Origin of the sequence: Pyramidobacter sp. YE332, assembly GCF_033060595.1 — a bacterium.
Classification (GTDB): Bacteria; Synergistota; Synergistia; order Synergistales; family Dethiosulfovibrionaceae; genus Pyramidobacter.
The window spans coordinates 1,736,322-1,760,706 of record NZ_CP133038.1 but is presented as its reverse complement, the minus strand read 5'-3'; the positions used below and the strand labels follow the sequence as shown (position 1 = coordinate 1,760,706).

The following is a 24,385-nucleotide window of genomic DNA, read 5'->3' as shown; positions in this document are numbered from 1 at the left end:
CGAGGCAGCGCCCAGTAAACCATGGTAATGCTTTTTATCAAGAAATAGTATAAATTCGAGGCGACGCATTGTATGGCGTCGCCGTTCATGACGAAAAGACGGCGCCTCGTTTTCCCGGGGGCCGCCTTTTTTGTTTTTGAGGCCGCAGCGCAGAACGAGAACGCCGGCACCGGCCTAAGTATCTTTTATCGGGACTTGAAAATTTGTGAAACTTTTCTGCTGGCGTTTAACTTCTCTTAGCCTTTTTTGTCTTGACGCTGAACCTTTTTTCCGTTATTCTTATTCGCATCGTGTCTATGTTGAAGTTTTTTAATAGCTTGTATTTATTGGTATCCAATAGTTTATTCTTTTGGAGGTGAACGGAATGGTCTTTGACGGCATGAGCGGGGCTACGGCTCTCTCGGCGATCGCGTTCAGCGTGGTGTTTCTCGTGCTCGCGGGACTGACCGGCGTGATTTACGCGATGCGTATCGTCAGCACCGGCCGCAAGTAAAGGCTTGCGGAGGGCGTAAAACGGTTTAAAGCGGCTCGAACCGCATCATCTTACGATTTTCCCAAGGAGGAAAAATTATGAGCGTTGTTTCTGAAGCGTTTGCCCGCATTGTCGGCGAATCCGGCTTTGCGGGACTGACGGGCGGCAACATTGTCATGTTGCTGGTGGCGTTTGCCTTGCTGTACTTGGCCATTGGCCGCGGCTTTGAACCGTTGCTGCTGATCCCCATCGCGTTCGGCTGCCTTCTGGCCAACCTGCCTCTGTCGGGCATCACCTCCGGGCCCGTGCTCGATGCGCTGGGCAACGAGACCCAGGCCGGCGGGTTCCTGTATTACATGTCCTTCGGCACGGTCAAGGAGATCTATCCCGTCATCATCTTCATGGGCATCGGCGCCATGACCGACTTTACCCCGCTTCTGGCCAACCCCATCACGTTCCTCCTCGGGGCCGCCGCCCAGCTGGGCGTTTTCATCGCGCTGTTCGGAGCCATGATGCTGGGCTTCAACGTGCAGGAAGCCGCTTCGATCGCCATTATCGGCGGCGCCGACGGGCCGACCAGCATTTATCTGTGTTCGAAACTGGCGCCGCAGATTCTCGGCGCCGTGGCCGTGGCTTCATACAGCTACATGTCGCTGGTGCCCCTGATCCAGCCTCCGATCATCAAGCTGTGCACCAGCAAAGCCGACCGTGCCATCACGATGGACAAGCTTCGTCCCGTCAGCAAGCTCGAAAGGATCATGTTCCCCATCGTCGTCACCGTCGTCACCGGGCTGATCCTGCCCATGTCGGTGCCTCTCGTCGGTATCCTCATGTTCGGTAACCTGATTCGCGAATGCGGCTGTGCCGACCGTCTCAGCGACACGGCTCAGAACGCGATCATGAACACCACCACGATCTTCCTGTCGCTGACCGTCGGCGCCACGATGGAAGCCGACAAGTTCCTGACTCTCGGCACGATCAAGATCATCGTCCTCGGACTGGTCGCCTTCATGGCCAGCACGGCCGGCGGCTGCGGCTTCGGCCAGCTTCTCAAGATCCTCAGCGGCGGCAAGATCAACCCGATGATCGGCGCTGCCGGCGTATCCGCCGTTCCCATGGCGGCCCGCGTCGTTCAGGTGGTCTGCCAGAAGGAGAACCCCGGCCATTTCCTGCTGATGCACGCCATGGGACCCAACGTGGCCGGCGTCATCGGCACGGCCGTCGCCGCGGCCGTCATGCTGACGCTGTTGTCTCACTGAGTTCTACGATCTGCACAAAATCCTCTCGTTCGCGAACGAGAGGATTTTTTGTGGACTGTCAATCCGTTTCCGGAGCCATGGTCGGGAACGCCGTCTTTCCCCGTAGAAAAGGCGGCCGACGGTAGGGCAAGACAACGCGGCGCCAAAGCACAGAAGTTTGCTGTGCGCTTTCATGGGATGTCTTCCCTTCCGTTGGAAACGATTTGTTTGGTATCATGGAGAAAAAGGTTTTTATGCGATTCGAGGTGTACAATGTCAACGTGCGACGTCGCCGTTTCTGAAGGGCGGTGACGGTCTGCAGGTTATCCTGCCGCCACGGGCGCGCAGGCATTTTTCTCGTTCGGGAGAGAGAGCATATGAGGCTGCCCTCTTATTTTCACAGTATTTTCACGCTGACGTTTTGCGCCCATAGCCTGGTTTCTGCCAGCTACGTGCTGCCGTCGCTGCTGTTGCAGATGGATTTCGGTTCGTGGCGGATGGGCGTGGTCATGAGCGTCTTTTACGTTGGTGCGACCTGTGCCCGTCCTCTCGGGGGCTGGATGGTGGAGCGCGTCGGCGTCCGCGGGGCCGTGACGGGGGCGGCGCTTTTGGGGGCCGCCGCAGGGCTGGGGTATCTGTCGCGGAATTTTTGCGCGCTGATGCTGGCGCGTTTTCTTGTCGGCATGGCTTACAGCGTGGTGTATGTGGCGATCACGGCGTATCAGGGGCTGGTTATCCCCGCGGCGGAACGCGGCCGGATTTTCGGTTATCTCTGCCTTGGCTCCATTCTTCCGCAGTTTGTCGTAGTGCCGTTGTCCGAATTCCTGATTGACCGCGGTTTCATCCGTCTGTTCATGATGCTTTCCTCCGCTATTTTGACAGCGCTGGCGCTTTATGCCCTACGCATGCCTCGCGCCGGAAAAGGGGCCACGGGGCAGGCGGTCATGGGCGTGGCGTGGGGAAGCTGGGGCGAACTGATAAGGCGCCGGGAGACGTGGGCGCTGCTCGCTTCGATTTTTACGGTTTCGCTGACGGCTACGGCGGCGATTCAGTACGTACCGAACCTGATGCGCGGGCTCGGCTTCAGGGGAACATGGTTCACGTGGGCGTTGACGCCGGTCAGCGTACTCGTGCGCGTGACTCTCTGCGCCTGGCTGCTGACGTCTTTCGATCGACGAACCTCCTTCTGTTTCTGGGCTGTGGGTGAGGCGCTTTCGCTTTTGCTGGCCGCCTCGTCGAAACAGATCCCTTGGTTCGTGGCGGCGGGCATGCTTTTCGGACTGAGCCACGGCGTCGATTATCCCGCCATCAGCGCGCTGGTACCGGACGTGTTTCCGCCGCGGCTGCTTCCCAAGGGATCGTCGTTGTACCTCCTGGCGAATGATCTGCCGCCGATTCTGCTGCCGTTGCTGATTGGCGCTCTTTCGGAACGTATGGGACTGGATGGAGTGCTGGCGGCTATCGGTTGTTTCGCGATAGGAACTTTTCCCGTGATCTACGCGACGCTGTGGCGTCATCCGCCGCTACGCGCACAAACGAACAAGGAGGCGAGAGCCTGATGATTCGAGGCCATTTTGACGGCGCCTCGCGGGGCAATCCTGGCGACGCCGGTGCCGGCATGGTGATTTACGACGGCGAGCGGGTGATCTGGCGCCGTGCGCTGCCGTTGGGCATGAAGACCAACAACGAGGCGGAGTATATGGCGCTGAGTCTGCTGCTTGACGAGCTTGAACGCCGCGGTCTGAAGAACGCGGAAATCTGCGGCGACAGCAAACTGGTGATATCGCAGGTAACGGGGCAGTGGAAGATCAAAGAACCCCGCCTGAAAGCGCTGGCCGAGCCGATCATCGAGCGTATGCGCGCTCTGCAAGCGCGCTGCCGCTGGGTGCCGAGGGCCCGGAACGCCGAAGCCGACCGCCTGTCCAACGTGGCGCTGGACAAGGGCGAATTCATCGAGAGCGTGCCTTTGGATCCCGGCGAGCCGATTCTTGAAAAGCAGGCTGATAATTTCGCCGCAGCCCGAGGGCTGTCGGCGGGAAAGGCCGGCGGCCCCGAACTTCGGCGGGTCGGAGCAAAGGTATGGCTCGTGGAGGAAAACGGCGAAGAATTTGCCGTGGACGTGGAGCATCGCTGTTGTACCTGTGAAGAGGGGCGTAAAACCGGCCGTTGTCGTCATATTGAGCGTGTTTTAATGGAAGATCCGTTTGTGCTGTAGTATCTTTTTCGATGATTTGTGGCGAGCCGTTTCTGCTGTTTGGGCGTGATTCATCCGATGAAATCAGGCAAGTTGCCGAAAATATGACGGGACGACGCGGATCGCCCTACATTTTTGTTCATAAAAATCTCAAAATCTTGAGACGAATAAATGAAAATGAGCTCCACAAAAATGCCGAAAGTGGTATTATAATACATGTTGGAATGCGTCTATATGACTTAAAAGTTTTTTCGTAACGAAATAAAATTTCGTTACGAAAGATCTCTGATAAACTTGTCGGCGAAAAAAACTTGCCTTAATTCCCGTCAAAATCAGGCAGATACGCCGCAATTACACAATGTCCGGGAGGAGACACATGCTTAGACCTATTGCTCAGGAACTTGCGGAAAACATTTCCCGCGTCATCGGATACGACGTCGTCATCACCGATACCGACGGAATCACGATCGGCTGCAGCGACCTCGACCGCGGTATCGGCACGCTGAACGAGGCGTGCGCCATTGTCGGCCGCACGGGCCAGTCCCGCTGGGAAACGGAAGAGGACGCCCGCCGTCTGAAAGGCGTCAAGCCCGGCGTCACCTATCCGATCCTCGATACTGAGCAGCATGTGATCGGCACGATCGCTATCACGGGCGATCCCGAAAAGGTCAAGCCGTTCGCTCAGCTCGTCAAAAGCCAGGCTGAGCTGTACCTGAAAGAGCGCATGATCACGCGCGAACTGCTGGAACGCGAGCGCAACCTGCAGGCGTTGGTGGCCGACATCGCCCTGTTCCGCCCCGGCATCAACGATCCGCAGGTGATCGAAACCAAGGCGGCGCTGATGGGCTACGACAAGACGCTGGCCTATTCGGTGATCGAGATCGACACGTCGTCGCAGAGCAGCGAGGACGGCGACTATCCCGAACGCGACCGTACGCTGATGGACATCCGCCAGATCTTCAACGCTCCCGGCGACGTTTCCGGCAGCGTCGGCCCGCACCGCTACGTGGTCTTCCGCAGCGCCATGCGCGGGCGCGAGTTCAATCGCGACAAGTTCTACGTGGCGGTGCGCGAGCAGTGCCTGCAGCTGACCGACCAGCTCAAGCGCCGCGGTTTTTCCGCCGCGGTCGGCATCGGCAGCGTGCAGGACGGCATTCCCGGCCTAGTCTCGTCGTATCGCGAGGCGCAGGTCGCCTTGGGCGTCGGCAGCAAACTGCTCCCGCGCGATAAAGTCCACATCATCACCGATTTTCGCGTCGAGGAACTGCTGCTCTGTTCCGAGCCCCGCCTGCTCGACAGCATGGTGGAGCGCGAACTGGCGCCGCTTTTCGTGCGGACTGACGGCGAGGAACTGCAGGAGACGATCGCGGCCTGGTGCGAAAGCGGCTTCAGCGTCGTGCGCGCCGCCGAGCTGCTGCACGTGCATCGCACCACGGTGGATTACCGCCTTGAAAAGCTGGAGAGCATCCTCGGCGTCAAGCCGCGCGATTTCCGCGAAATGAGCCGCTTCTACTGGTCCGTGATCCTGTGGCGGAACGGCAAGGGCAATCCCAAGACGATCAAAAACAAACGCTGAAAACTCACAAAACGAAAAGGGTCGGTCGCGTGACCGACGATGTCCTCCGCAGGACAAACCAAGCGGCCGGGATCTGATGATTCAAATGAATGCATCAGTCTCGGCCGCTTGGCGTTTGTGTGTTTCTGAGCGGAGAAGGGCGACTCGTTTTACCAGGCGGCGACGCAGCCGTCGGTGCGCGGCTCGGTGGCGCCGATGAGCACGCCGTCGTCGCCGCGCAGGATCATCTGACCGCGTCCGAAGCTGAGGAAGTCGCTGGTGACGGTCACTTCGTGACCGCGTTTGCGCAGCCCTTCGGCCACGGCGGGGTCAAAGCCGGCTTCCAGTTCCACCTTCCTGCCGCCGATCCACTGCCAGCGCGGCGCGTCGAGAGCTTCCTGGGGATTGAGGCCGTAATCGATCATGTTCATCAGCACCTGCACATGGCCCTGGGGTTGCATGAAGCCGCCCATGACGCCGAAGGGACCGACGGCCCGGCCGTCCTTCATCAGGAATCCGGGAATGATGGTGTGATAGGGCTTCTTGCCCGGGGCAATGCAGTCGTCGGACCGCGGGTCGAGCTTGAAGCCGTTGCCGCGGTCGTTCAGCGCGATGCCGTAGCCGGGGATGACGATGCCGCTGCCGAAGCCGCGGAAGTTGCTCTGGATGTGCGAGATCATGTTGCCCTCGCTGTCGGCGGCGCACATGTAAACCGTGCCGCCGCACTGCGGATCGATGGGTTTCGGCAGCAGCGCCTCTGCGCCGATTTCGCCGCTGCGTCCCGCGGCATAGGCGTCGCTGAGCAGAAAATCCGTCTTCATCTTCATGAAGCGCGGATCGGCGATATAAGTCTGTCCGTCGGTGAAAGCCAGCTTCATCGCTTCCAGCTGTTTGTGGACCGTCGGCTCGGCGTCGCGCCCCAGAGAAGTGTCCAGCTTCTGCAGTATGTTCAGCGTCATCAGCGCGACGATGCCGTGACCGTTGGGCGGAATTTCGCAGACTTCGTAGCCTTTGTAGTTGGTCGTGATCGGTTCGACCCATTCGGCCCGGTACGCCGCCAGGTCCTCGGCGCGCAGGAGGCCGCCCGTCTCTTTCGAGAACGCGTCGAACGCCGCGGCGATCCGGCCGCGGTAAAAGCTCTCGCAGTTCGTCTCGGCAAGTTCGCGCAGGGTCCTGGCGTGATCGGGGAGCTTGACCAGGCTGCCGATGGCCGGGGCGCCGTTTTTGAGGAACGTTTCGAAGAACGGACGGAATTCCGGCTTGTCCTTGAACGGCATGAAGACTTTGGCCGCATCGTTCCAAAGACGGCCGACGATGGGGTGGACGGGATAGCCGTTTTCGGCGTAGTCGATGGCGGCAGTGAACAGGTCTTTGAAGGGCAAGCGTCCGAAACGTTGGTGCAGTTCGCTCCAGGCCGATACGGCGCCGGGCACCGTGACGGAGTCCCAGCCGCGCTGCGGCATGGAATCGTAGCCTTTGGCCTTCATCTTCTCGAGGGTCTGAAGCTTCGCGGCGCCGCCGCTGCCGTTGAGCCCGTAAAGTCTGCCGCCGAACCAGACGAGGTCGAACGCGTCCGAACCGAGCCCGTTTCCCGTGGGCTCCAATACGGTCATGCAGATCGCCGTGGCGATCATGGCGTCGACGGCGTTGCCTCCCTTTTTCAGAATGTCCAGTCCGGCCTGGGCGGCCAGCGGCTGAGAGGTGCAGACCATGCCTTTGCGCCCGTAAATGACGCTGCGGCGAGACGGATAACGATAATTCAGCATGTCGAATTTCATGATTTTTCCCTCCGGCTTTCCTTGAGTTGTGGGCGGACTCGCACGGCGCCTGACGGTGCAGAGCGTTTTTTCGAGGCCGCCGCTATTATAAAACAGATCCGTCGGTTTCGTTCGTGTTTTTCGTGGCCGGATTTACGGCGCCGGGAACAGATGCAGGAAAGAGGCGAAAATCCCCGCCATGATGATCGAGAACGTCGTCACGGAGACGAAGCCCGACACGACGAAGGCCGGCGTCAGCTTCTCGACGACGTAGTTTTTCTCGTCGTCGTTCCGCGCGACGGCCGTCGCCACTTCGTTGACGATCAGGAACGTGGCGGGGAATCCCAGCAGCTGCGACATGGCGATGCCGACCACCATGTTGCGCGAGCCGATGAACTTCCACAGCGGCAGGACGTAGAGCAGCAGGAAAGTACCGATCAGCACCGCCCCGAATACCAGCGCCAGACTGACGGCCATGCTGCCCATGTCGGAGAGCTCGATCTTCGCCAGGGCGGGGATCAAACTGCAAAACGTCGCCGTCATGAACAGCCCGCTCGACTTTCCCCGGTCGAGGATACGCGAAGGGATCAGATGCAGCTGATTGAGCAGCATGCCGAAAAGCAGGCACCAGATCGAAGCGGCGATGCCCGTGACCCTGGCGATCAGGCTGCTGACGTAGGCGACTGCGGCTGCGATGCCGAGCGTCATGTAGACGGTGTAATATTTGTCGTACCGGACGCAGAACGGAACTTTCTTCGGTTGAGCGTCCGTTTCCTGGTGGCCCTGCGGCTGAGCGGCCTTTAAAAGATCGATGCCCTGGGCCTTTTTCTCGCGGTAGTCGCTGACCAGCAGCTTCGCTTCCTTGAGGCCGAAGTGCGAGGCGGGGATGGTGCCGACGAATTTCTGCACGGCGAATACCAGCGTGCCGAGCGCGGCGGCCAGGCCGAATCCTTTTTCGAGAGCGGCGGCGGTCATGATCTGCGTGGCGACGATGCCGCCGTTGACGATAGGAATGCACACCAGAGCGCTCTGCATGCCGATCAGCGGCGCGACGGCAAGTACGGAGACGACGGCGACCAGCATCGCCGCCAGCGACATGACGACGACTTTCCATTCCCTGCGCATCTGCGACAGGTTGATGGACGAGCCCATGGAGAAAACGAGAAACGGCGTCGCCATTTTAGCCAAATCGGTGAGTCCGGCGATCTTAATTAGATCCTGAGGCAGAACGCCGCTCAGAAACAGCACCAGAAAGCACATCAGGGCGACGAACACGGAGGAGAGGCGAGCCTTCGAGACGACGCCAAGGTAATCTCCCAGCGCGAAGATGCCGAACACGACGAGAAGAGCCCAATACATGAAGAGAACCTCCTTTTCGGGAATGAAGCGCAATGAATTCGTTTGTAAAAATAAATTCACTGCTTATTTCATTATATGGGCGTCTTGGATGCTATAAAACGACCTTAATTTGACCTTAATGCAATGGCCGCGTACAATGAAGCGGCATGTCCGAACCATGCGGAACGGGCAAGATTTCTCTATCGCGAGGGAACGATGATGATCATTGGCGTGATTGGCCCCGAGACAAGTCTGAGAATCCTGCAGAAAAGATCGGCTCGGTTTTCCGTACAGCTGATGCCTCTGGCGTATCGGGATTTTCACGAGGCGATAAAACTGATCGAAGAAAACGAGAGGAAATGCGACGCTCTGCTTTTCACGGGACAGACGCCTTATCTGTACGCGACGTCTCTGCTCCAACCCGCGGTCCCGTGGGATTTTATGCCGCGCAACATGCTGTCGACCATGTGCGCGCTCGTCAAGGCGGGACTGAAATACAAAAACAGGATCCAGAACGTCAGCATGGACGGTTTTGACGATGAAATCATCGAAGAGATACGCGAAGAGCTGAAGGGGACCGAAGAAAGCGTGCGGCTTTACAATACCCGCTTTGACATCATGGCCGAAGATTATTTTCAGCAGGTCGTTCAATATCACGCGGAAAATTACCGCACCGGCAGGGCGGATCTGTGCGTGACGGGACTGGAGAAGATCTACGAAAAACTTCGGGCGATGGGGATCCCTTCGATCAAGACCGGTCCGAATTTTTCTCTTCTGCAGCAGAAGCTCCAGTTTTTGCTGCTGAGACATCAGATCACCGTTGCCGAAAGAAACCTTCCCGCGGTGGTCGTGATCCGGCCGGAATTCCAGCTGAGCCGCGAGATGCACATGTACAGCGAGCTGCAGACGCTGAGACTGCAGGCGCAGATCGGCGAGTCCGTCTGCTATTTTGCGCAGCATCTCGGCGGCGCCGTGTTTCAGACGGACATGGCTGACTATTACGTGGCGTGCGATCTGAGGACGCTGATGGCCGAGACGGGGAACTTCACCGGTCTCAGTCTGCTGCACATGCCCTTTCAAAATCCCTGTCTGGAGAAGATTTCGGCGGGCATCGGCATCGGGTATACGGCCCGGGAGGCCCGTTACGCGGCCGACAAGGCGCAGCAGAGAAGCCGAAGAAGCCCGGCATCTTGCTGTTACGGTCTTGACGAGAGAGGGCATTTTTTCGGCCCGATCTCGCTGTCGGGCGATCCCGACGCGAAAGGGCTGTTCAACGAAAATCTGCGCCAGATCTCCGTGCAGACCGGGATCGGGATCAGATCGCTGAGCAAGATCGAGCAGGCCCTTCTGCAATACCGGACCGACACGGTCACTTCGTCCGAACTGGCGCGTTACTGCTCGCTGTCGCTGCGCAGCATGAACAGGCTGCTGCAGAAGCTGGAGGAGTTTCGCTATCTGACCGTGCTGGGAAAGGAGCCGCAGGCCGCGGCAGGCCGTCCGCGGCGGATCCTGCGCATCGATCTGCGCTATCACGACTGATGGTGAGTCCCAATTAAATTTTTTAAGTAAAATCGGCATCGAGTTCGTTTTCACGCGGATACGAAAAAAGAGACCGTCTCGGCCCGCTGCAGGCCGGGACGGTCTCATCTTGTATCTACGAGGCTGGAAGGACGCCGTCGATAGCGTCTTTCAGTTTTTCCCACTCGGGAATGCCGCGGAAGATCACCTTGCCGTTCAGCACCCAGGTGACTTCGTCGCCGCGCAGGCGATAGCGCAGCGTGTCGAAGAGAAATACGAAACAGCGCGGGTCGTAGAAGTTGATGTCGAGGCGGGGACCATACTCTTCTTTGAGCTTCATGTAAAGCTGCCCAACCGCGACGCGGTTGGCTGCACCGGGAAAATGTTTCAACTCGTTCTCGGTGTAGATGGCGGTGCTTCAGCCGCAGCCCATAATGGGACGTTCGCGATAGATCTTGAGTGCCGGAGTTTTCATGGGAAGCTCCTTTCTGTTCTTTCATCGTCAGGATGGAAGAAGGGGCGGAAGATCACGGCTGAGGGGGCTCTTTCTTGACGGCCGCTTTCTGTCCCTGGGTGTATTCTCGCAGCGTTTCCGGGGCGATGGGAAAGAAAGCGTGGTCGGTGCCGGCCGCAGCCCAGACAATGGAAAAATTCCACAAATCCTCGTCCAGCAGCGCGGGCAGCGTCCGCGGATAGCCGAGGGGCGGCACGCCGCCGATTCTGAAACCGAAGTTCTCGAAAACGTAGTCGGGCGAAGCCATAGTGACGCGATGTCCCTGGCTGAGCCGCTTGATCTTGCCCGAATGGACTTTGTTCGGACCGGACATGAGCACGAGCCAGGGCTGTCCGTCGACCATGAAGATCAGGCTCTTGAGGATCTCGCCCGGCGTGACGCCGATCGCTTTGGAAGCGTCTTCGACGGTGAAGATGGTGGCGTCGCTGTGGATGATGCTCCCTTCGTAGTGAAGTTCGTCGAGAGCCTTTTGCACTTTTTCAACGGGATCGGTCATGACAGTCTCCTTACATTTTCCATTGGAAGTCGGGCAGTCCGGCGCGAAGGATGCGGGCGCGGATGTCGGCGGCGATCTGGTCGCGCTTCTCGGGCGTCGTGCCTTCGCACCTGACGGCCAGCACGGGCTGGGTGTTGGAGGCGCGGATCAGCCCCCAGCCGCCGTCGTAGAGGATGCGCACGCCGTCGACGGTGATGGCGTCGTGGTCTTTGAGCGCCTGCGCGGTGATCTGCTTCATCTCCTCGAACTTGCGCTCGTCGGGGCAGTCGATGCGCATCTCCTCGGTGTGGCAGTAGGCGGGGATCGAGGCGCGCATCTGCGCCAGCGTCTCGCGGCCGGCGGCGACGAGGCGCAGCAGCCGGGCGGCGGCGTAGAAGGAATCGTCGTAGCCGTAATATTCATCGGCGAAGAACATGTGTCCCGAATATTCGCCGGCGAAGGGCGCGCCGATGCGCTTCATCTCGGCCTTGATCAGCGAATGGCCGGCTTTGTAATAATAGGGTTTGCCGCCGAGGCGGCGCACTTCTTCTTCGAGCGCTTTGGAGCATTTCACTTCGATGATGGCGGTGGCGCCGGGATGTTTGGGCAGGATCTCGCGCCAGAACAGGGCCATGAGAATGTCGCCGCCGACGATCCCGCCTTCGTTGTCGACGACGCCGATACGGTCGGCGTCGCCGTCGAAGCCGAAGCCGGCCTCGGCGCCGACCTCCACGACTGTGCGCGCCAAGTCCCGCATGTTCTCCTTCTTCTGAGGATCGGGATGGTGGTTGGGAAAGGTGCCGTCGGGCGTGTCGTACAGGGCGGTGACGTCGCAGCCGAGGGCTTTGAAGAATCTGCCGGCGAACAGCGCCGCCGTGCCGTTGGCGGGGTCGATGACGATCTTCATCGGCCGCGGCAGACGCACTTTTTCCGTCAGCATGGCGACGTATCCGTCGGCGATGTCGGCTTTTTCCAGCGCTCCCGGCGCGGCGGCGAGGTCGAAGTCGCCCGTCTGCGCCATGCGGCGGATCTTCTGGATTTCTTCGCCGAACAGCGTGGCTTTTTTGAACCCCAGCTTGAGGCCGTTCATGTCCTTCGGATTGTGACTGCCGGTGATCATGACGCCGCCGTCGACGCCGAAGCGGAAGAAGCTCCAGTAGAGCATGGGCGTGGTCACCGTGCCGAGGTCGACGACGTCGACGCCGCAGGAGCGCAGGCCTTCGATGGCGGCGGCGCGGATCCGCTCGGTGGACAGGCGTACGTCGCCGCCTACGGTGGCTTTGAGGATACCGGCGCGTTTCAAATACGTGCCGTAGGCGCGCGCGACCGCCCGCACGTTTTCGTCGGTCAGTTCGCTCTCGGCTTCGCCGCGGATGTCGTACTCGCGAAAAATGCGGGAAGGAACCGGGATCATGATGGATTTTTCCTTCTTTCTGGATGGTCTGATCGGGAATGCCGTCTCATATTTCAAGTCCATTATATCGTCTCGGGGAAGCTTCGACAATCGGATCGAAGCGGGGTTCCCTTTTTCCGCCGGAAAATTTATAATGAAAAACATTTTCCGGCGGAGGTGCTGAGGTCATGCTTGGCGGTTTTCTGTTGATCCTGCCCATCATGTGCTGCATCATGACGGGGTGGGGGTTGAAGCGCGTGGGGATCTTGAACGACGAGGGCGGCTCGCAGATGGGGCGCGTTGTTTTTTATGTGGCCGCGCCCTGCCTGGTTTTCCGCATCACGCTGTCGGTCAGCGCCCGCGGTCTTGGCGACGTCAATTTCGTCCTTGCGCTGTACGGCGGCTACTTGGGCATGATCTTCTGCGCCTGGCTGAGCGAGCGTTTTCGGCGCGGCGACGCGCGGCGCAAAGCTGCCTCGGTGATGATGGCGATCCGCTCGAACAACATGTTTATGGGCATGCCGGCTGTGGTCATGCTCTGGGGCGAAGGCGCGCTCGAATATTACGGGCGCTTCATGGCGCTTTCCGTGGCGGGTTTTGAAATTTTTTCTGCCGTCAGCGGTCTGATCGTGCTTCACGGCGGGCTGAGAAAGGATTCCCTGCGGCGCGTTTTCCGCTCGCTGAGCCGTAATCCCGTGGTGCTCAGCATCGTGTTGGGAGCGCTTTGGAATGTGGGCGTCGGCCTGCCTCTGCCGCGCTGGCTCGACCTGTCGCTGAAGATTCTCGGCGACCTCGGCACCGGGCTGGCGCTGATAACGCTGGGCATGAAGCTCAAGCCCGGCGAGCTGCGGCGCGATCTGCTTCAGGTCTGGCCCGACATGATCGTACGTCTGATCATTTCGCCGCTGATCCTCGCGCTGGGTTTTAGATTTTTCCCGTCTCAGCCCGAGATGGTGAAAACCTGCATCCTCGTCATGGCCATGCCGGTGGCCATGAACACGTTTCCAATGGCCGAAGCCATGGGCATGGACGGCGATTATACGGCCCGCGCCGTCATGGTCAGCACGATGCTGTCGGTGCTGACGCTGCCGCTGGTGATCCGTTTCCTGTTATGAGTCTAAAAAAAGGCGGCTCCGCGAAAAGGAGGCTGGCGGTTACGCTCCGATTCGGGTAAAATGAGTGACAGCATTCCGAGGAATGAAAGTTCCGGGAAGGAGACCTTCTAAAATGAAAGACATCGAGCACGCGTCGATCAACGGGGTGGAAATCCACAATCTGGCCGAGCGGGACAACGACGAGAGCCTTCTGTATTCCGGCGAGCTGTGGCTTGAAGGGAAGCCGGCCGGCAGTTTCAGGGAGCTGAACGAGAACGAGATGCAGCTCGACATCGCCCCCGAGTTCGAACAGACGATGAACGAACGCATCGCTTCCTATCTTCAGGCGCTGACGGAGGACGAGGAAGGCGCGGAGAGCGAAGGCGAACTGTCCAGCGAGATCTTCTTCGAGGACCTGATCGAGCTGGAACTGTACCTCCAGGCTTTCAAGGACGGCGTCAAGGAAGGCTACGGCTGCCTGCTCGTCAATTACACCGACGAGGGCGTGGACGTTTTCAGCGTGGAGAGCGAGGACGAGGTGGAAAACATCGCCCGCGAGAACAACCTCACCGACTTCCAGACCTTTTACGAACCCGAACACTTCATCATCAACTGCTAAGCCGCGGATCGAAAAAGGATCCCCGCTCCGGAGGAAATTTTTATCCTCCGGAGCGGGGATCCTTTCGTTTCGCCGCGGCCGTTTTCCCGCCGCGTTTTTTCTCGGCCGCCCCGATGCGTCGCGGCGCCGGGCGCGGCTTCATGCCGCCGTTGAAATAGGCTTCGCTGCGGTCGCTTTCGAAACCGTCGGCCATGGGTGTTCGCCTCCTTTGCACGAAGATTTCTCACTCGCGCTGCGCCGATTATTGTATGACACGGTATAATAAAAGGCAAAATGCGCGCGGTACGATTTCGCCGCGCAGACCTGTCTGTGAGGAGGCTGGGAGATGTTTAACGTGTTTTTCCCCGACGGAAAGAGCGTGCCGTGCGACGCGCCGACAAGCGGCGAGGAACTGTTGCGCCGCTTGGGCGGCTCGCAAAGCGGCGTGCCGGTGGTGGCGTGGCACGTCAATCATTATCTGCGTCCGCTGAACTGGATCGTGGACAAGAACGCCCGGATCAGCTGGGTCGACTTGGCCTCGGCGGAGGGCGTGAGCGTCTTTCAGAGCTCGCTGAGCTTCGTGCTGACCATTGCCGCCCGTCGCGTGCTGGGGCGCGGGCTGCGCGTCACCCATTCCATTTCCGAAGGCACGTTCTGGGAGCTTATGCCCCGTCCGGGGGAACGGCTTAACGGCGAAGACGAGGAAATCCCCGCGGACAAGGTCAGCGCCATCGCCGCGGAGATGGAACGGATCATCGCCGCCGATTTGCCCATCCGCGCCGAGATGACGCCGATCGACGAAGCGCGGCGTTTTTTCGAAGAACACGAGCGCCCCGACAAGGCGAAACTGCTGGCTCATATGTGGTCCGATCTGCCCGTGGAGATGGCCTGCTGCGACGGCGAGCGCGACCACTTCTATTCGCCGATGGTTCCTTCCACCGGCTATCTTCGTCCTTACAAGCTTTCGAAACTGACGCCGGGCGTCGTGCTGCGCTTCCCGGTCGCGCTGAGCCGCGGCGGGCTGCCCGAATACCGGCCTTCGCACAAGCTTTCGACGGTATTTCTCGACTACGCCGACTGGATGCGCAAGCTCCACGTCGTCAATCTCGTGGAGATCTGCGAAGCGGTGGCGCGCGACGGCGGCAAGGAACTGATCCTCATGTCCGAAGCGCTTCACGCCCAGAAGGTCGCCGAGGTGACGCAGGATTTTTTGAGCGTCCCCGAGCGCCGCGTCATCACCATCGCCGGCCCGTCGGGCTCCGGCAAGACGACCACGTCGCACAAGCTGCGCATCCAGCTGGAAGTGGCCGGCCGGCGCCCCGTGGCGATCTCGCTGGACGACTACTTCGTGGACCGCGACAAGTGCCCGCTCGACGAGGACGGCAAGCGCGACTTCGAGGCGGTCGAGGCGGTGGACACCGAGCTGTTGAACGAGCACATCCATGCGCTGCTGACGGGAAAAACGGTACGGCTGCCGCGCTTCGACTTTTACGAGGGGCGTCGCATGGCCGGAGCCGAACTGAAACTGGAAAAGGACGACGTGCTGATCCTCGAGGGACTCCACGGGCTCAACGACAAAGTGCTGGCGGCGATCCCTCCGCAGGCGCGCTATGGCGTGTTCCTCTCGCCGCTGACCAGCCTCTGCCTCGACCAGCATTCCCGCACCAGTACGACCGACCTGCGCCTGCTGCGGCGCTTGATCCGCGACAACCGCACCCGCGGCAACTCGCCCGAGGCGACGCTGAACCGCTGGCCCTCGGTGGTACGCGGCGCGGCAAGATATATCTTCCCCTATCAGAAGAACGCCGACGTGATGTTCAACTCGTCGCTGATCTACGAGCTGCCGGTGATGAAACCTTATGCCGAAAACTTGCTGCGCTCCGTCGGCGAGGAATCGCCCCAGCGCGGCGAGGCGATGCGGCTGCTGCGCATGCTGCGCTTCGTGCCGGCCATGGATCCCCGTCTGGTGCCCAGCAATTCGCTGCTGCGCGAGTTCATCGGCGGCAGCATCATCGAGATCTGAGGCGCCCGTCATGGCTCGGGTCACGATGGCCGACGTGGCGCTCGAGGCGGGCGTCAACAAAGGCACCGTCAGCCGCGCGCTGAGGGGCGACCGGCGCATTTCCGCGGAGACGCGCGGTCGCGTCTGGAAAGCGGCAAAAAAACTGGGCTACGAACTGGACGCGGTGGCCAGCGGACTTTCCAGCAAACGCACCGGCGTCATCGGCGTGGTGCTGGAACGTATGGACGCGCCGTGGACGGGCGAGTTCCTGAGCGCGGTATCCGGCGTGCTGTCGCGCTGCAAGATGGAGCTGCTCCTTTTTGAGGGCGGCAGCGCCTCGCTGGCCGCCAACGTGCTGCGTCGCGTCGAAGGGCGCAAGGCCGACGGATTAATCTGGTTCGGCGCGCAGGCGCGGGAGCTCGGCGCGTTGGAAATCCCCGTGGTCTGCATCGGACCGTCGGCGTGCGCAGGCCAATTCAGCGTGGCGCTGGAGCGCGAGAGCGTCTCGGCGCGGGTCCGCGCGCTGGCGGGGCGTCGTCCCGTGCGCTATCGCGGCGGCCCGGCGGCCGTGATGGAGTTCCTGGCGGAACTGGAAACGGAAATGGGCGACGGCGAACCGTTCGTGATCTGGGACGGGGCGAAGAATTCGCCCGACGGCGAACGCCCCGACCTGCTCTGCGGCGACGAACGGCTGGCGCGTCTGCTGCGCGCCAACTGCCTGCGCGTGCCGGTCAGAGAACTGGGCGTGCTGGCGGCGCGCGTGCTGACCAACGCGATCCGCGGCAGCGGCGTGCGTCCGGCGGTGACGCTGGTCAAAACGACGCTCGTTTCCACGGCTGGCGAGCTGATTCTCGGATAAAACGGCGTAAAAGTGGTATGATGGGGCCGTTGAGTTTTTATTTGGGGAGGCTTGTGTTATGAGCGAGACGTGTAATGGTTCGTGCAGCAGCTGCTCGTCGGCCGGAAACTGCAATAAGATCCCCGGCCCGACGCGGCAGGGCGTCGGCCGCATCATCGCCGTCGGCAGCGGCAAGGGCGGCGTCGGCAAAAGCACCGTGTCGACGCTGCTGGCGGTGGCGCTGAACCGCGCCGGCTACCGCGTCGGCGTGCTCGACGCCGACGTCACCGGTCCTTCGATCCCGAAACTGCTGGGCATCGATCGGCCGCCGTACGTGGAGAACAACAAGATCCAAATGCCTGCCACGGCCAATGGCATCAAAGTGCTTTCCGTCAATCTGCTGCTCAAGGACGACGGCGCGCCCGTCGTCTGGCGCGGTCCGCTGATCAGCGGCACCATCAAGCAGTTCTGGGAAGACGGCGCTTGGGGCGGGCTCGACTTCGCCGTCATCGATCTGCCGCCGGGGACCGCCGACGCGCCGCTGACGGTCATGCAAAGCATCCAGGTCGACGGCATCCTGGCCGTGACCATGCCGCAGGGGCTGTCGACGATGATCGTGCAGAAGCAGATCAATCTCGGCAAGATGATGAACGTGCCGCTGCTCGGCCTGGTGGAGAACATGTCCTATGCCGTGTGCCCGCATTGCGGCGAGCGCTGGGACCTTTTCGGCTCGTCGCACCGCGAGGAGATCGAGAAGCTTTTCAGCCTCAAGACGTTGGCGCGCATTCCCGTCGATCAGAAGCTGACCGAGCTCGGCGACGCGGGACGTCTCGAGGAATACGAAAACGACGAGCTCATGCAGGCTCTGACCGCCGCAGCCGTCGGCGTGAAGGGCCGCGTGTGACCGATTTTTGAACGGGGAGGCCGGACTTCTTTTTTTGTCGATGAAAAAGAAGCCCGGCCTTTTTTGCCCGCGCGGTTTCGCGCGCGATCGTCGTATTTCCTGAAAGATATCGCCGCGAACGCGGCGGCGCCAAGAAAAAATAGGAAATGTTCCACGTGGAACGTCTTTTCGCCCTCGAAAACGGCGGCGGACGGACCGTTCACGCGGCGCGGATTTTTTTGTTATAATGGGCCGTCTTTCAGAAAAAAACGAGAATTCCGCGCCTGCAAAACGCAGGGAAAGTCATGGATTTTCCCCCTGCGTGAAAAAGGCATTGGAGGGAAGAATTTTGAATCGTGGAGACGTGGTCCTCAGACCGACGCCGGAATGCCGCCTGCCGGCCGAGCGCGAGGGCGCGCCGCGGCTGATCGAGATCGGTTTCGGCAACGGCGATTTTCTCGTCGACCTCGCGCAGAAACGCCCGGAAGCGCTGGTTTACGGCGTGGAAGTTTCCCACATGTGCCTCGAAAAAGCGCTGTCGCGCGTCGCGCGCCTGAAGCTGGGGAACGTGCGCCTGCTGTGCGGCGACGCGCGCTTCCTCGTGCGCGAGTGTTTCGCCGATAACTCGGTGGAGCGCATCTACATGAGTTTTCCCTGCCCCTGGCCGAAGGAGCGCCATGCGCGCCGCCGCGTCACCTCGGAAGGTTTTTCCGCTCTGTTGGCCTCGGTGCTGAAGATCGGCGGCGTCTTTGAGATGGCCACCGACGAAGCCTGGTACGCCGACGAGGTCGAACGGATCCTCGGCTCGCACGCGGCGCTGAAGCTGGCTGAGCGCCGCCTCAATTTCCGGCGCGGCATCACCACCAAGTACGAGCGCAAATGGCTGGACATGGGCAAGGACATTCATCATCTTTACATCGAGAAAACGGCGCCCTGGAGCGTGCCGCGAATGGTGGAAGGGAGCGTGGAGGACATGCACGTAAGAATCGCGCCGGCGGTGCCGGTCGATCTTGAACTTCTCGACCGGACGGTGACCGGCCGGACGGGCAGCGCGCAGGGGCGCCATGGCGAGGATTCGCACTGGGCTTTCCGCGGCGGTTTTTGCGCCGCCGACGGCACGCTGCTGGAGGAGACGATCTGCACCGACTCCGGCTACGAGCAGAAGTTCTACGTCAAAATCGTCAGTAAGCCGGAGTGTACGCTGGTCAAGCTGGACGGCGTCTTCGTCCCGTTTCTGACGCCGGCGGTGCGCTTCGCCGTCGAGGATGCGGCGCGGAGGATCCGGGAACAGTGAAAGAGGTCAGGCCGACCGCCGGCAAGACGCTGGGGGCGCTGTTCAGTATCCTCGGGCCGCTGTCGGGCATGAGCTTTCTCGATCTGTTCTCCGGCACCGGGCGGGTGGCGAAGGAGGCGCGCGCCCGCGGCGCGTCGATCGTCACGGTGGAGCTGCTGCGCGACCGGGCGGCGGAGATCCGCCGCGCGCTGGGTGCGGAAAATCATACCGCCCTCTGCATGGACGTGCGCAGGGCGCTGAATTGGCTGGAAAAGCGCGGGCTGAGCTTCGACGTGATCTTCGCCGATCCGCCCTATGAGATGAAGTGGATGAGCGAGCTGCCGCGGCTCCTCGGCGCTCATGCCGGACTGTTGAAGCCCGGCGGCACGGTGATCCTCGAGCGCGCCGGGCGCGAGCCGCTCGACCTGGATGATTCGCCCTGGGAGCTGGCGGACGAGCGGCGCTACGGCGTTTCGGTGCTCGATTTCCTCAAACTGAAGGAGGTCTCCGATGTACAGGCATAAGGCGGTCTATCCCGGTTCCTTCGATCCGATCACGAACGGCCACGTGTTCATCGCCGAACGCGCGGCGGCGCTGTTCGACGAGGTTGAGGTCTCCGTGTTGATCAATCCCGACAAAAAAGGAGCCTTCGCGATCGACGAACGGGTCGACATGGCTCGCGAGGCTCTCAAACACCTTTCCAACGTCACGGTGAATTCCTTCTCCGGGCTGCTGGTGGATTTTCTGCGCCAGCGCAAAAGCAGTATCGTCATCCGCGGTCTGCGGGCGCTGTCCGACTTCGAGTACGAGTTTCAGATGGCGCTGATGAACCGTCAGCTGGCGCCGGAGATCGAAACGCTGTTCATCGTCACCGACGCCAAATATTCGTTTCTTTCCAGCCATACCATCAAGGACGTGTTCCAGCTCGGCGGCGAAGTGCGCAACCTCGTGCCGCCCTATGTGTACCGCCGTCTGGTGGAGCGCTTTCACAGCGGCGCCAAAGCCGGCGCCGGTCTGGTGAGAAGCTAGCCGTTCAGGACCAGCGGCACGGCTTTTTTCTCGCGCTCCCAGTCGGGGCGGGGCACAAGACTTTCCCACAGCGCCGCGCCGCGGAATTCCAGCGTCATGATCTTTTGGGCGTAGTCGTCGCCGCGCAATCCCGCGGGTTTCGTGATCACCGGCAGCGCACTCTTTTTGCGCATCAGGCGCAGCAGCTCGCGGCCGCGGTCGTTCATCGCCAGCGGACGGATGTAGGCGGGGCCGCGGCGCTGAAAGAGCTGGTTGTCCGCTTCGCCGACGTTCAGCAGCAGCCCCATGAGCTGACGGCGGACGCGCGTGCGCGGATAGCGGCGCGTGGCGACCCGTTCGGCCAGTTCTTCGAAACTTTCGCAGCGCGGATACTGGTCGAAAAAACGGTTTTCGATGCCCTCGCTCATGTCGGCGTATCGCGCCAGCTCCGCTTTCGCGGCGCGCATGAGCAGCAGCCGCAGCGCCAGCCAAAGCGGCTTCCAATCGAGGCAGCAGCGTCCGGCGGCGATATTTCCCCGAAGAATCGCCGCGCTTTCGTCCGGCATGGCGCGGTACGCGCGCTCCGTCCGCCCGTCCAGAAGCGCTTCGCGGATCCCCGTAGCGCTCATGATCTCGCCTTCGCTGCGGTCATGGTATCCGGTTCCGACGCGCCGCACCGGCAGCAGTTCGAATTCGGCCTGCTGGCGCAGCGCCGCCTCCGCGTAAGCGAGGGCCAGCGTGTTGTTGGGCTTGCCCAGCAGCGCGCCGGCGCCGGGACAAAGCCGTTCGGCCGCCTCGGCTCTCGCCTGGGCGTAAGAAGAACCTTTTTTTAAGAAATCCTGTAAAACAGCCTTGAAAGCCGGAGGTTCCTGGACTAAAATAGCAGAGATTGCGCCGAGCAGGTCCGTTTCGTCTTCCATGCCGAAGGAAATGGCCTCGACGACGCCCGTCGCTTTCAGTAGCGCCACGGCGCCGCCGGCGAAAACGCCGGCGTTGTTGCAGGAAAACGGCAGCGGCAGCTCGAGCGCCAGATCGACGCCGCAACGCACCGCGGCGCGGGCGCGTTCCCATTTATCCTGCAGCGCGGGCACGCCCCGCTGCAGGAAGTTCGACGACAAAACGGAGATAACGGCCGCGCCGGCGTTTCTTTTTTTTATCTCCTCGATCTGGTACCGATGGCCCCGATGAAAGGGATTGTATTCGGCGACGATGCCGATGATTTTTCTCATGATGGTGATTCTCCTCTGAATTTGCCCGCGGCGCAGGGGATGAGTGACAGTTTGGATATACGACAGAGCGTCAAAAACGTCAAGGAGGTTTTTTGTAATGAAGATTCTCGTTATCAACTGCGGCAGCTCCTCTCTGAAGTATCAGGTCTTCGACATGGACAACGAGTCCGTGCTTGCCAAAGGTCTGGTCGAGCGCATCGGCATCGACGGTTCCCGCCTCAAGCACACCAAGATCGGCATGGACGCGGTGGTCACCGAGACCGCGATTCCCGATCACAAGGTCGCCGTCGATCTCGTCCTCAAGTCGCTGCTCGACGCCAAAGTCGGCGTGCTCAAGAGCCTTGACGAGCTGGGGGCCGTCGGGCACCGCGTCGTCCACGGCGGCGAGGAGTTCGCCGGCTCCGTAAAAATCACGCCTGCTGTGATGGACGCTCTGAAACGTTGTGCCCCCCTTGCGCCTCTTCACAATCCCGCCAACATCATCGGCATCGAGGCGATCACGGCAGCGCTGCCTTCGGTCCCTCAGGTCGGCGTTTTCGACACGGCGTTCCATCAGACCATGCCCGACTACGCTTTCCGCTATGCCGTGCCTGAGAGATATTACAAGGAAGACCACGTGCGCCGTTACGGTTTCCACGGCACCAGCCACCGCTTCGTATCGTCCCGCTGCGCCGAAATTCTCGGCCGTCCCATCGAAGATCTGAAGATCATCACCTGCCATCTCGGCAACGGCAGTTCGCTGGCGGCCGTCGACTACGGCAAGGTCGTCGACACCTCCATGGGCTTCACGCCGCTTCCCGGCGTCGTCATGGGCACTCGCTGCGGCGACCTGGATCCGAGCGTTGTCACCTTTATCGCCCAGAAGGAAGGCGCCGAGAAAACCGACAAGATCCTCAACAAGGAGAGCGGTCTGCTCGGCGTCTCCGGCGTTTCCGCCGACCTTCGCGACGTCGAAGAAGGCATGAACAAGGGCGACGCTAAGTGCGCGCTGGCTTATAAAATGCTGACCTACAGCGTCAAAAAGTACATCGGCGCTTACGCGGCGGCCATGGGCGGCGTCGACGCCATCGTCTTCACGGCCGGTATCGGCGAGAACAGCGCCACGACTCGCCAGATGGTCACCGAAGGACTTGAATTCCTGGGCGTGAAGATGGATTATTCCAAGAATGATTTCCGCGGCGAGGAACGCGTCATCAGCGCTCCCGATTCCAAGGTCAAAGTCATCGTCATTCCCACCAACGAAGAGCTGGTCATCGCCCGCGACACCAAGAAGATGGCTTTCTGAGCGGGGACCAGGAGCGGAGAGAGCAAGACCTATGGCACTGACCGAACGGCCGGCAGACTGGCGTTTCGTTGTGCCTTTGCCGGAAGCGAAAGATTCGCAGCTCAGGCTCTCCCAAATCTGGACGTTGGATCTGAAAGAGCCCCTGTCCTGCGGCGCTCAGGAATTCTCCTTCACCGATCCTGTCAAAGTCACCGTGGAAACGCAGCGGACCCCTGAGGGGGCCGACGTTTTGATCGGAATTAGTGGAGAAGTTGCTGCCGAATGCCGTAGATGTTGCGCGCCTTTGACGGTTGCAATTCGGCAGGAATTCATGTATTCTTACGTCTTGCAGTCGGAAGATGTTGGGAAAGTACAGGAAGAAGAGGAATTATTCTACGATTCCAACAGGGTCGTTCTGCCCGTTACGTGGCTCGGCGGCAGCGTTGACGTGACCGATCTCGTGTGGGAATGCCTTGTGGTGGCTTTGCCGCTTTACGCGACGTGCCCTGAGGGATGCATTGAGATCGATTCGCTTCTCCCCGCCGAGGATCGAAGAGATCCGCGTTTCCTGGCTCTGGCGGATTTTGTGGATGAAGAAAAGCAAAAAGGAGGGAAATGACTATGGCAACCCCGAAGATGAAAGTGTCCCACCGCAGGACCCACATGCGTTTTGCCCATTGGCTGGGCGAAAAGACCGCTCCCGGCATGACGGCCTGTTCTCACTGCGGCGAGATGATCCCGACCTACAGCGCCTGCCCTGTCTGCGGCTATTACCGCGGCCGCAAGGTGCTCAAGGTCGCCGCCGACAAGGCCGAAACCGAAGCGAAAGCCGAATAAGCTCGAGCTGCTCACAGAAAACTGAAGAGCCCCCTGCGTAAAAATGCTACGGCAGGGGGCTCTTTGCGTTTCTCTTGGAAGTCAGTGTTCATTGTCAAGAAGAGCCGGTGCGAAGCGATGAAAATCCTTTTCCTGGAGAGAACGTGCCGGCACGGCGGGATATATCATTTCTGCACAGTTTCATACGTAAAAAATATTTGGGGACGGCTGAAAGTGTCTTGACCTTTCACGGTAAAGTCTTTATACTTCGCGTAGTTCGAGAGTAGATATTAGGACTAGGTGTTAAAAGCGAGGGAGGAACATGTCACTGAAAAATGGCAAGTTGAAGCGCCACGAAAAGTTATTCGCGCTGATAGAACAGAATCCTCTCTATACCGATGAAGATCTCGCTCGGCTGCTGAAAGTGAGTCTCAGTACGATCCGGCTTGACCGCGCGCTCATGGGCGTGCCGGAACTGCGCGAACGCACCCGCCAGATGGCCGAGCGGGCCGTCAGTCGCCTGCGTTCTCTGAAGCAGGAGGAATTCATCGGCGAACTTCTGGGGCTGGAGCCAAACGTCTGGGCGCTCTCCATGCTCCAGACCACCAAGGAAATGGCCTTTCGCCACACCGACCAGGTCTGGGATCAATACATCTACGCTCAAGCGAGCACGCTGGCGATCGCCGTGGTAGAAGCCGACATGGTTGTCGTGCAGACGTTCCGCGGCCGCTACAGCGCTCCTGCGGTTGTGGGAGACCGACTGGTGGCCCGGGCAAAAGTGGGCGTCCATGAAGGCGACAAGTACATCGTGAGCGTTCATACCAACGTGGGCGACCGAGAGATTTACGTGGGGCGCTTTATCGTGCGGGCTCTGTCGAGCGGTGAAGAAAGCACGGTTTCAGCCGTGCGGGGGAACGAGGGATAAA

The 24,385-nt window shown here is 60.4% G+C and carries 26 protein-coding genes; 19 read left to right on the top strand and 7 right to left on the bottom strand.

Annotated features, from left to right (window positions below; all coding sequences use genetic code 11):
- The first annotated feature begins 87 nt into the window (after positions 1 to 87).
- From RAH42_RS08315 to RAH42_RS08290, 6 genes are all read left to right on the top strand, one after another.
- Positions 88 to 240, top strand: a complete 153-nt coding sequence (locus RAH42_RS08315; RefSeq protein ID WP_317539249.1) for a hypothetical protein — start codon at positions 88 to 90, stop codon at positions 238 to 240.
- A gap of 124 nt (positions 241 to 364) precedes the next feature.
- Positions 365 to 493, top strand: coding sequence for a hypothetical protein (locus tag RAH42_RS08310; RefSeq protein ID WP_255415953.1), 129 nt, complete (start codon positions 365 to 367; stop codon positions 491 to 493).
- Between the two features lie 77 nt (positions 494 to 570).
- On the top strand, positions 571 to 1,731 hold the full coding sequence (locus tag RAH42_RS08305) for a sodium ion-translocating decarboxylase subunit beta (protein WP_078015124.1): 1,161 nt from the start codon (positions 571 to 573) through the stop codon (positions 1,729 to 1,731).
- Positions 1,732 to 2,087: 356 nt separating this feature from the next.
- Positions 2,088 to 3,269 (top strand): MFS transporter, encoded by a 1,182-nt coding sequence (locus RAH42_RS08300; protein WP_120371633.1) that lies wholly within the window; start codon positions 2,088 to 2,090, stop codon positions 3,267 to 3,269.
- Positions 3,269 to 3,925, top strand: a complete 657-nt coding sequence (locus RAH42_RS08295) for a ribonuclease HI family protein (RefSeq protein WP_078015122.1) — start codon at positions 3,269 to 3,271, stop codon at positions 3,923 to 3,925. Before RAH42_RS08300 ends, RAH42_RS08295 begins: the two co-directional genes overlap by 1 nt.
- Before the next feature lie 355 nt (positions 3,926 to 4,280).
- A complete protein-coding gene (locus RAH42_RS08290) occupies positions 4,281 to 5,480 on the top strand; it encodes a sugar diacid recognition domain-containing protein (RefSeq protein ID WP_078015121.1) in 1,200 nt (399 codons plus the stop codon).
- Positions 5,481 to 5,629: 149 nt separating this feature from the next.
- Here the strand turns inward: RAH42_RS08290 and RAH42_RS08285 are convergent, their stop codons facing one another.
- Both RAH42_RS08285 and RAH42_RS08280 read right to left on the bottom strand, forming a co-directional pair.
- Positions 5,630 to 7,237 carry a gamma-glutamyltransferase family protein gene (locus RAH42_RS08285; RefSeq protein ID WP_317539248.1) on the bottom strand — a complete coding sequence of 536 codons (1,608 nt, stop codon included), beginning with the start codon at positions 7,235 to 7,237 and terminating at the stop codon, positions 5,630 to 5,632.
- 132 nt (positions 7,238 to 7,369) lie between these two features.
- Complete coding sequence (locus RAH42_RS08280) at positions 7,370 to 8,575, bottom strand: hypothetical protein (protein WP_078015119.1); 1,206 nt, start codon at positions 8,573 to 8,575, stop codon at positions 7,370 to 7,372.
- A 123-nt stretch (positions 8,576 to 8,698) separates the two neighbouring features.
- Between RAH42_RS08280 and RAH42_RS08275 the strand changes: the two genes are divergently transcribed.
- On the top strand, positions 8,699 to 10,093 hold the full coding sequence (locus tag RAH42_RS08275) for a hypothetical protein (protein ID WP_317539247.1): 1,395 nt from the start codon (positions 8,699 to 8,701) through the stop codon (positions 10,091 to 10,093).
- A 115-nt stretch (positions 10,094 to 10,208) separates the two neighbouring features.
- Here the strand turns inward: RAH42_RS08275 and RAH42_RS08270 are convergent, their stop codons facing one another.
- The 3 genes from RAH42_RS08270 to RAH42_RS08260 form a co-directional block, all read right to left on the bottom strand.
- On the bottom strand, positions 10,209 to 10,463 hold the full coding sequence (locus RAH42_RS08270; protein ID WP_317539246.1) for a hypothetical protein: 255 nt from the start codon (positions 10,461 to 10,463) through the stop codon (positions 10,209 to 10,211).
- A 136-nt stretch (positions 10,464 to 10,599) separates the two neighbouring features.
- Positions 10,600 to 11,082, bottom strand: coding sequence for a YbaK/EbsC family protein (locus tag RAH42_RS08265; RefSeq protein ID WP_078015117.1), 483 nt, complete (start codon positions 11,080 to 11,082; stop codon positions 10,600 to 10,602).
- 10 nt (positions 11,083 to 11,092) lie between these two features.
- Entirely contained in the window at positions 11,093 to 12,475 is a 1,383-nt protein-coding gene (locus RAH42_RS08260; protein WP_317540253.1) for a phosphomannomutase/phosphoglucomutase, read from the bottom strand.
- Between the two features lie 167 nt (positions 12,476 to 12,642).
- Between RAH42_RS08260 and RAH42_RS08255 the strand changes: the two genes are divergently transcribed.
- On the top strand, positions 12,643 to 13,569 hold the full coding sequence (locus RAH42_RS08255; RefSeq protein WP_317539245.1) for an AEC family transporter: 927 nt from the start codon (positions 12,643 to 12,645) through the stop codon (positions 13,567 to 13,569).
- A gap of 112 nt (positions 13,570 to 13,681) precedes the next feature.
- Positions 13,682 to 14,167 (top strand): hypothetical protein, encoded by a 486-nt coding sequence (locus RAH42_RS08250; RefSeq protein ID WP_120371638.1) that lies wholly within the window; start codon positions 13,682 to 13,684, stop codon positions 14,165 to 14,167.
- Between the two features lie 40 nt (positions 14,168 to 14,207).
- Here RAH42_RS08250 and RAH42_RS08245 read toward each other — a convergent pair whose 3' ends face one another.
- On the bottom strand, positions 14,208 to 14,360 hold the full coding sequence (locus RAH42_RS08245) for a hypothetical protein (RefSeq protein WP_158606209.1): 153 nt from the start codon (positions 14,358 to 14,360) through the stop codon (positions 14,208 to 14,210).
- A 132-nt stretch (positions 14,361 to 14,492) separates the two neighbouring features.
- Here RAH42_RS08245 and RAH42_RS08240 point away from each other — a divergent pair, with 132 nt between their 5' ends.
- The 6 genes from RAH42_RS08240 to coaD all read left to right on the top strand — a co-directional run bounded on the left by RAH42_RS08240 (position 14,493) and on the right by coaD (position 20,171).
- Positions 14,493 to 16,169, top strand: a complete 1,677-nt coding sequence (locus tag RAH42_RS08240) for a nucleoside kinase (protein ID WP_078015113.1) — start codon at positions 14,493 to 14,495, stop codon at positions 16,167 to 16,169.
- A 10-nt stretch (positions 16,170 to 16,179) separates the two neighbouring features.
- Entirely contained in the window at positions 16,180 to 17,007 is an 828-nt protein-coding gene (locus RAH42_RS08235) for a LacI family DNA-binding transcriptional regulator (RefSeq protein WP_317539244.1), read from the top strand.
- A gap of 58 nt (positions 17,008 to 17,065) precedes the next feature.
- Positions 17,066 to 17,890: an Mrp/NBP35 family ATP-binding protein gene (locus RAH42_RS08230; protein WP_317539243.1), complete on the top strand. Its 825-nt coding sequence runs from the start codon at positions 17,066 to 17,068 to the stop codon at positions 17,888 to 17,890.
- 328 nt (positions 17,891 to 18,218) lie between these two features.
- Positions 18,219 to 19,163, top strand: a complete 945-nt coding sequence (trmB, locus tag RAH42_RS08225) for a tRNA (guanosine(46)-N7)-methyltransferase TrmB (protein ID WP_317539242.1) — start codon at positions 18,219 to 18,221, stop codon at positions 19,161 to 19,163.
- Positions 19,160 to 19,666 carry an RsmD family RNA methyltransferase gene (locus tag RAH42_RS08220; protein WP_078015110.1) on the top strand — a complete coding sequence of 169 codons (507 nt, stop codon included), beginning with the start codon at positions 19,160 to 19,162 and terminating at the stop codon, positions 19,664 to 19,666. Before trmB ends, RAH42_RS08220 begins: the two co-directional genes overlap by 4 nt.
- On the top strand, positions 19,653 to 20,171 hold the full coding sequence (coaD, locus tag RAH42_RS08215; protein WP_078015109.1) for a pantetheine-phosphate adenylyltransferase: 519 nt from the start codon (positions 19,653 to 19,655) through the stop codon (positions 20,169 to 20,171). The genes RAH42_RS08220 and coaD overlap by 14 nt, the downstream gene beginning before the upstream one ends.
- Here the strand turns inward: coaD and RAH42_RS08210 are convergent.
- Complete coding sequence (locus RAH42_RS08210) at positions 20,168 to 21,379, bottom strand: nucleotidyltransferase family protein (RefSeq protein WP_120371643.1); 1,212 nt, start codon at positions 21,377 to 21,379, stop codon at positions 20,168 to 20,170. The two genes, coaD and RAH42_RS08210, sit on opposite strands and share 4 nt — an antisense overlap.
- A 97-nt stretch (positions 21,380 to 21,476) precedes the next feature.
- Between RAH42_RS08210 and RAH42_RS08205 the strand changes: the two genes are divergently transcribed.
- The 4 genes from RAH42_RS08205 to fapR all read left to right on the top strand — a co-directional run bounded on the left by RAH42_RS08205 (position 21,477) and on the right by fapR (position 24,384).
- Positions 21,477 to 22,664, top strand: a complete 1,188-nt coding sequence (locus RAH42_RS08205) for an acetate kinase (protein ID WP_317539241.1) — start codon at positions 21,477 to 21,479, stop codon at positions 22,662 to 22,664.
- A 31-nt stretch (positions 22,665 to 22,695) separates the two neighbouring features.
- Entirely contained in the window at positions 22,696 to 23,262 is a 567-nt protein-coding gene (locus RAH42_RS08200; RefSeq protein ID WP_317539240.1) for a DUF177 domain-containing protein, read from the top strand.
- A 2-nt stretch (positions 23,263 to 23,264) separates the two neighbouring features.
- Positions 23,265 to 23,480, top strand: a complete 216-nt coding sequence (rpmF, locus tag RAH42_RS08195; protein WP_078015105.1) for a 50S ribosomal protein L32 — start codon at positions 23,265 to 23,267, stop codon at positions 23,478 to 23,480.
- Positions 23,481 to 23,781: 301 nt separating this feature from the next.
- A complete protein-coding gene (fapR, locus tag RAH42_RS08190) occupies positions 23,782 to 24,384 on the top strand; it encodes a transcription factor FapR (RefSeq protein WP_120371646.1) in 603 nt (200 codons plus the stop codon).
- Position 24,385: the final 1 nt, after the last annotated feature.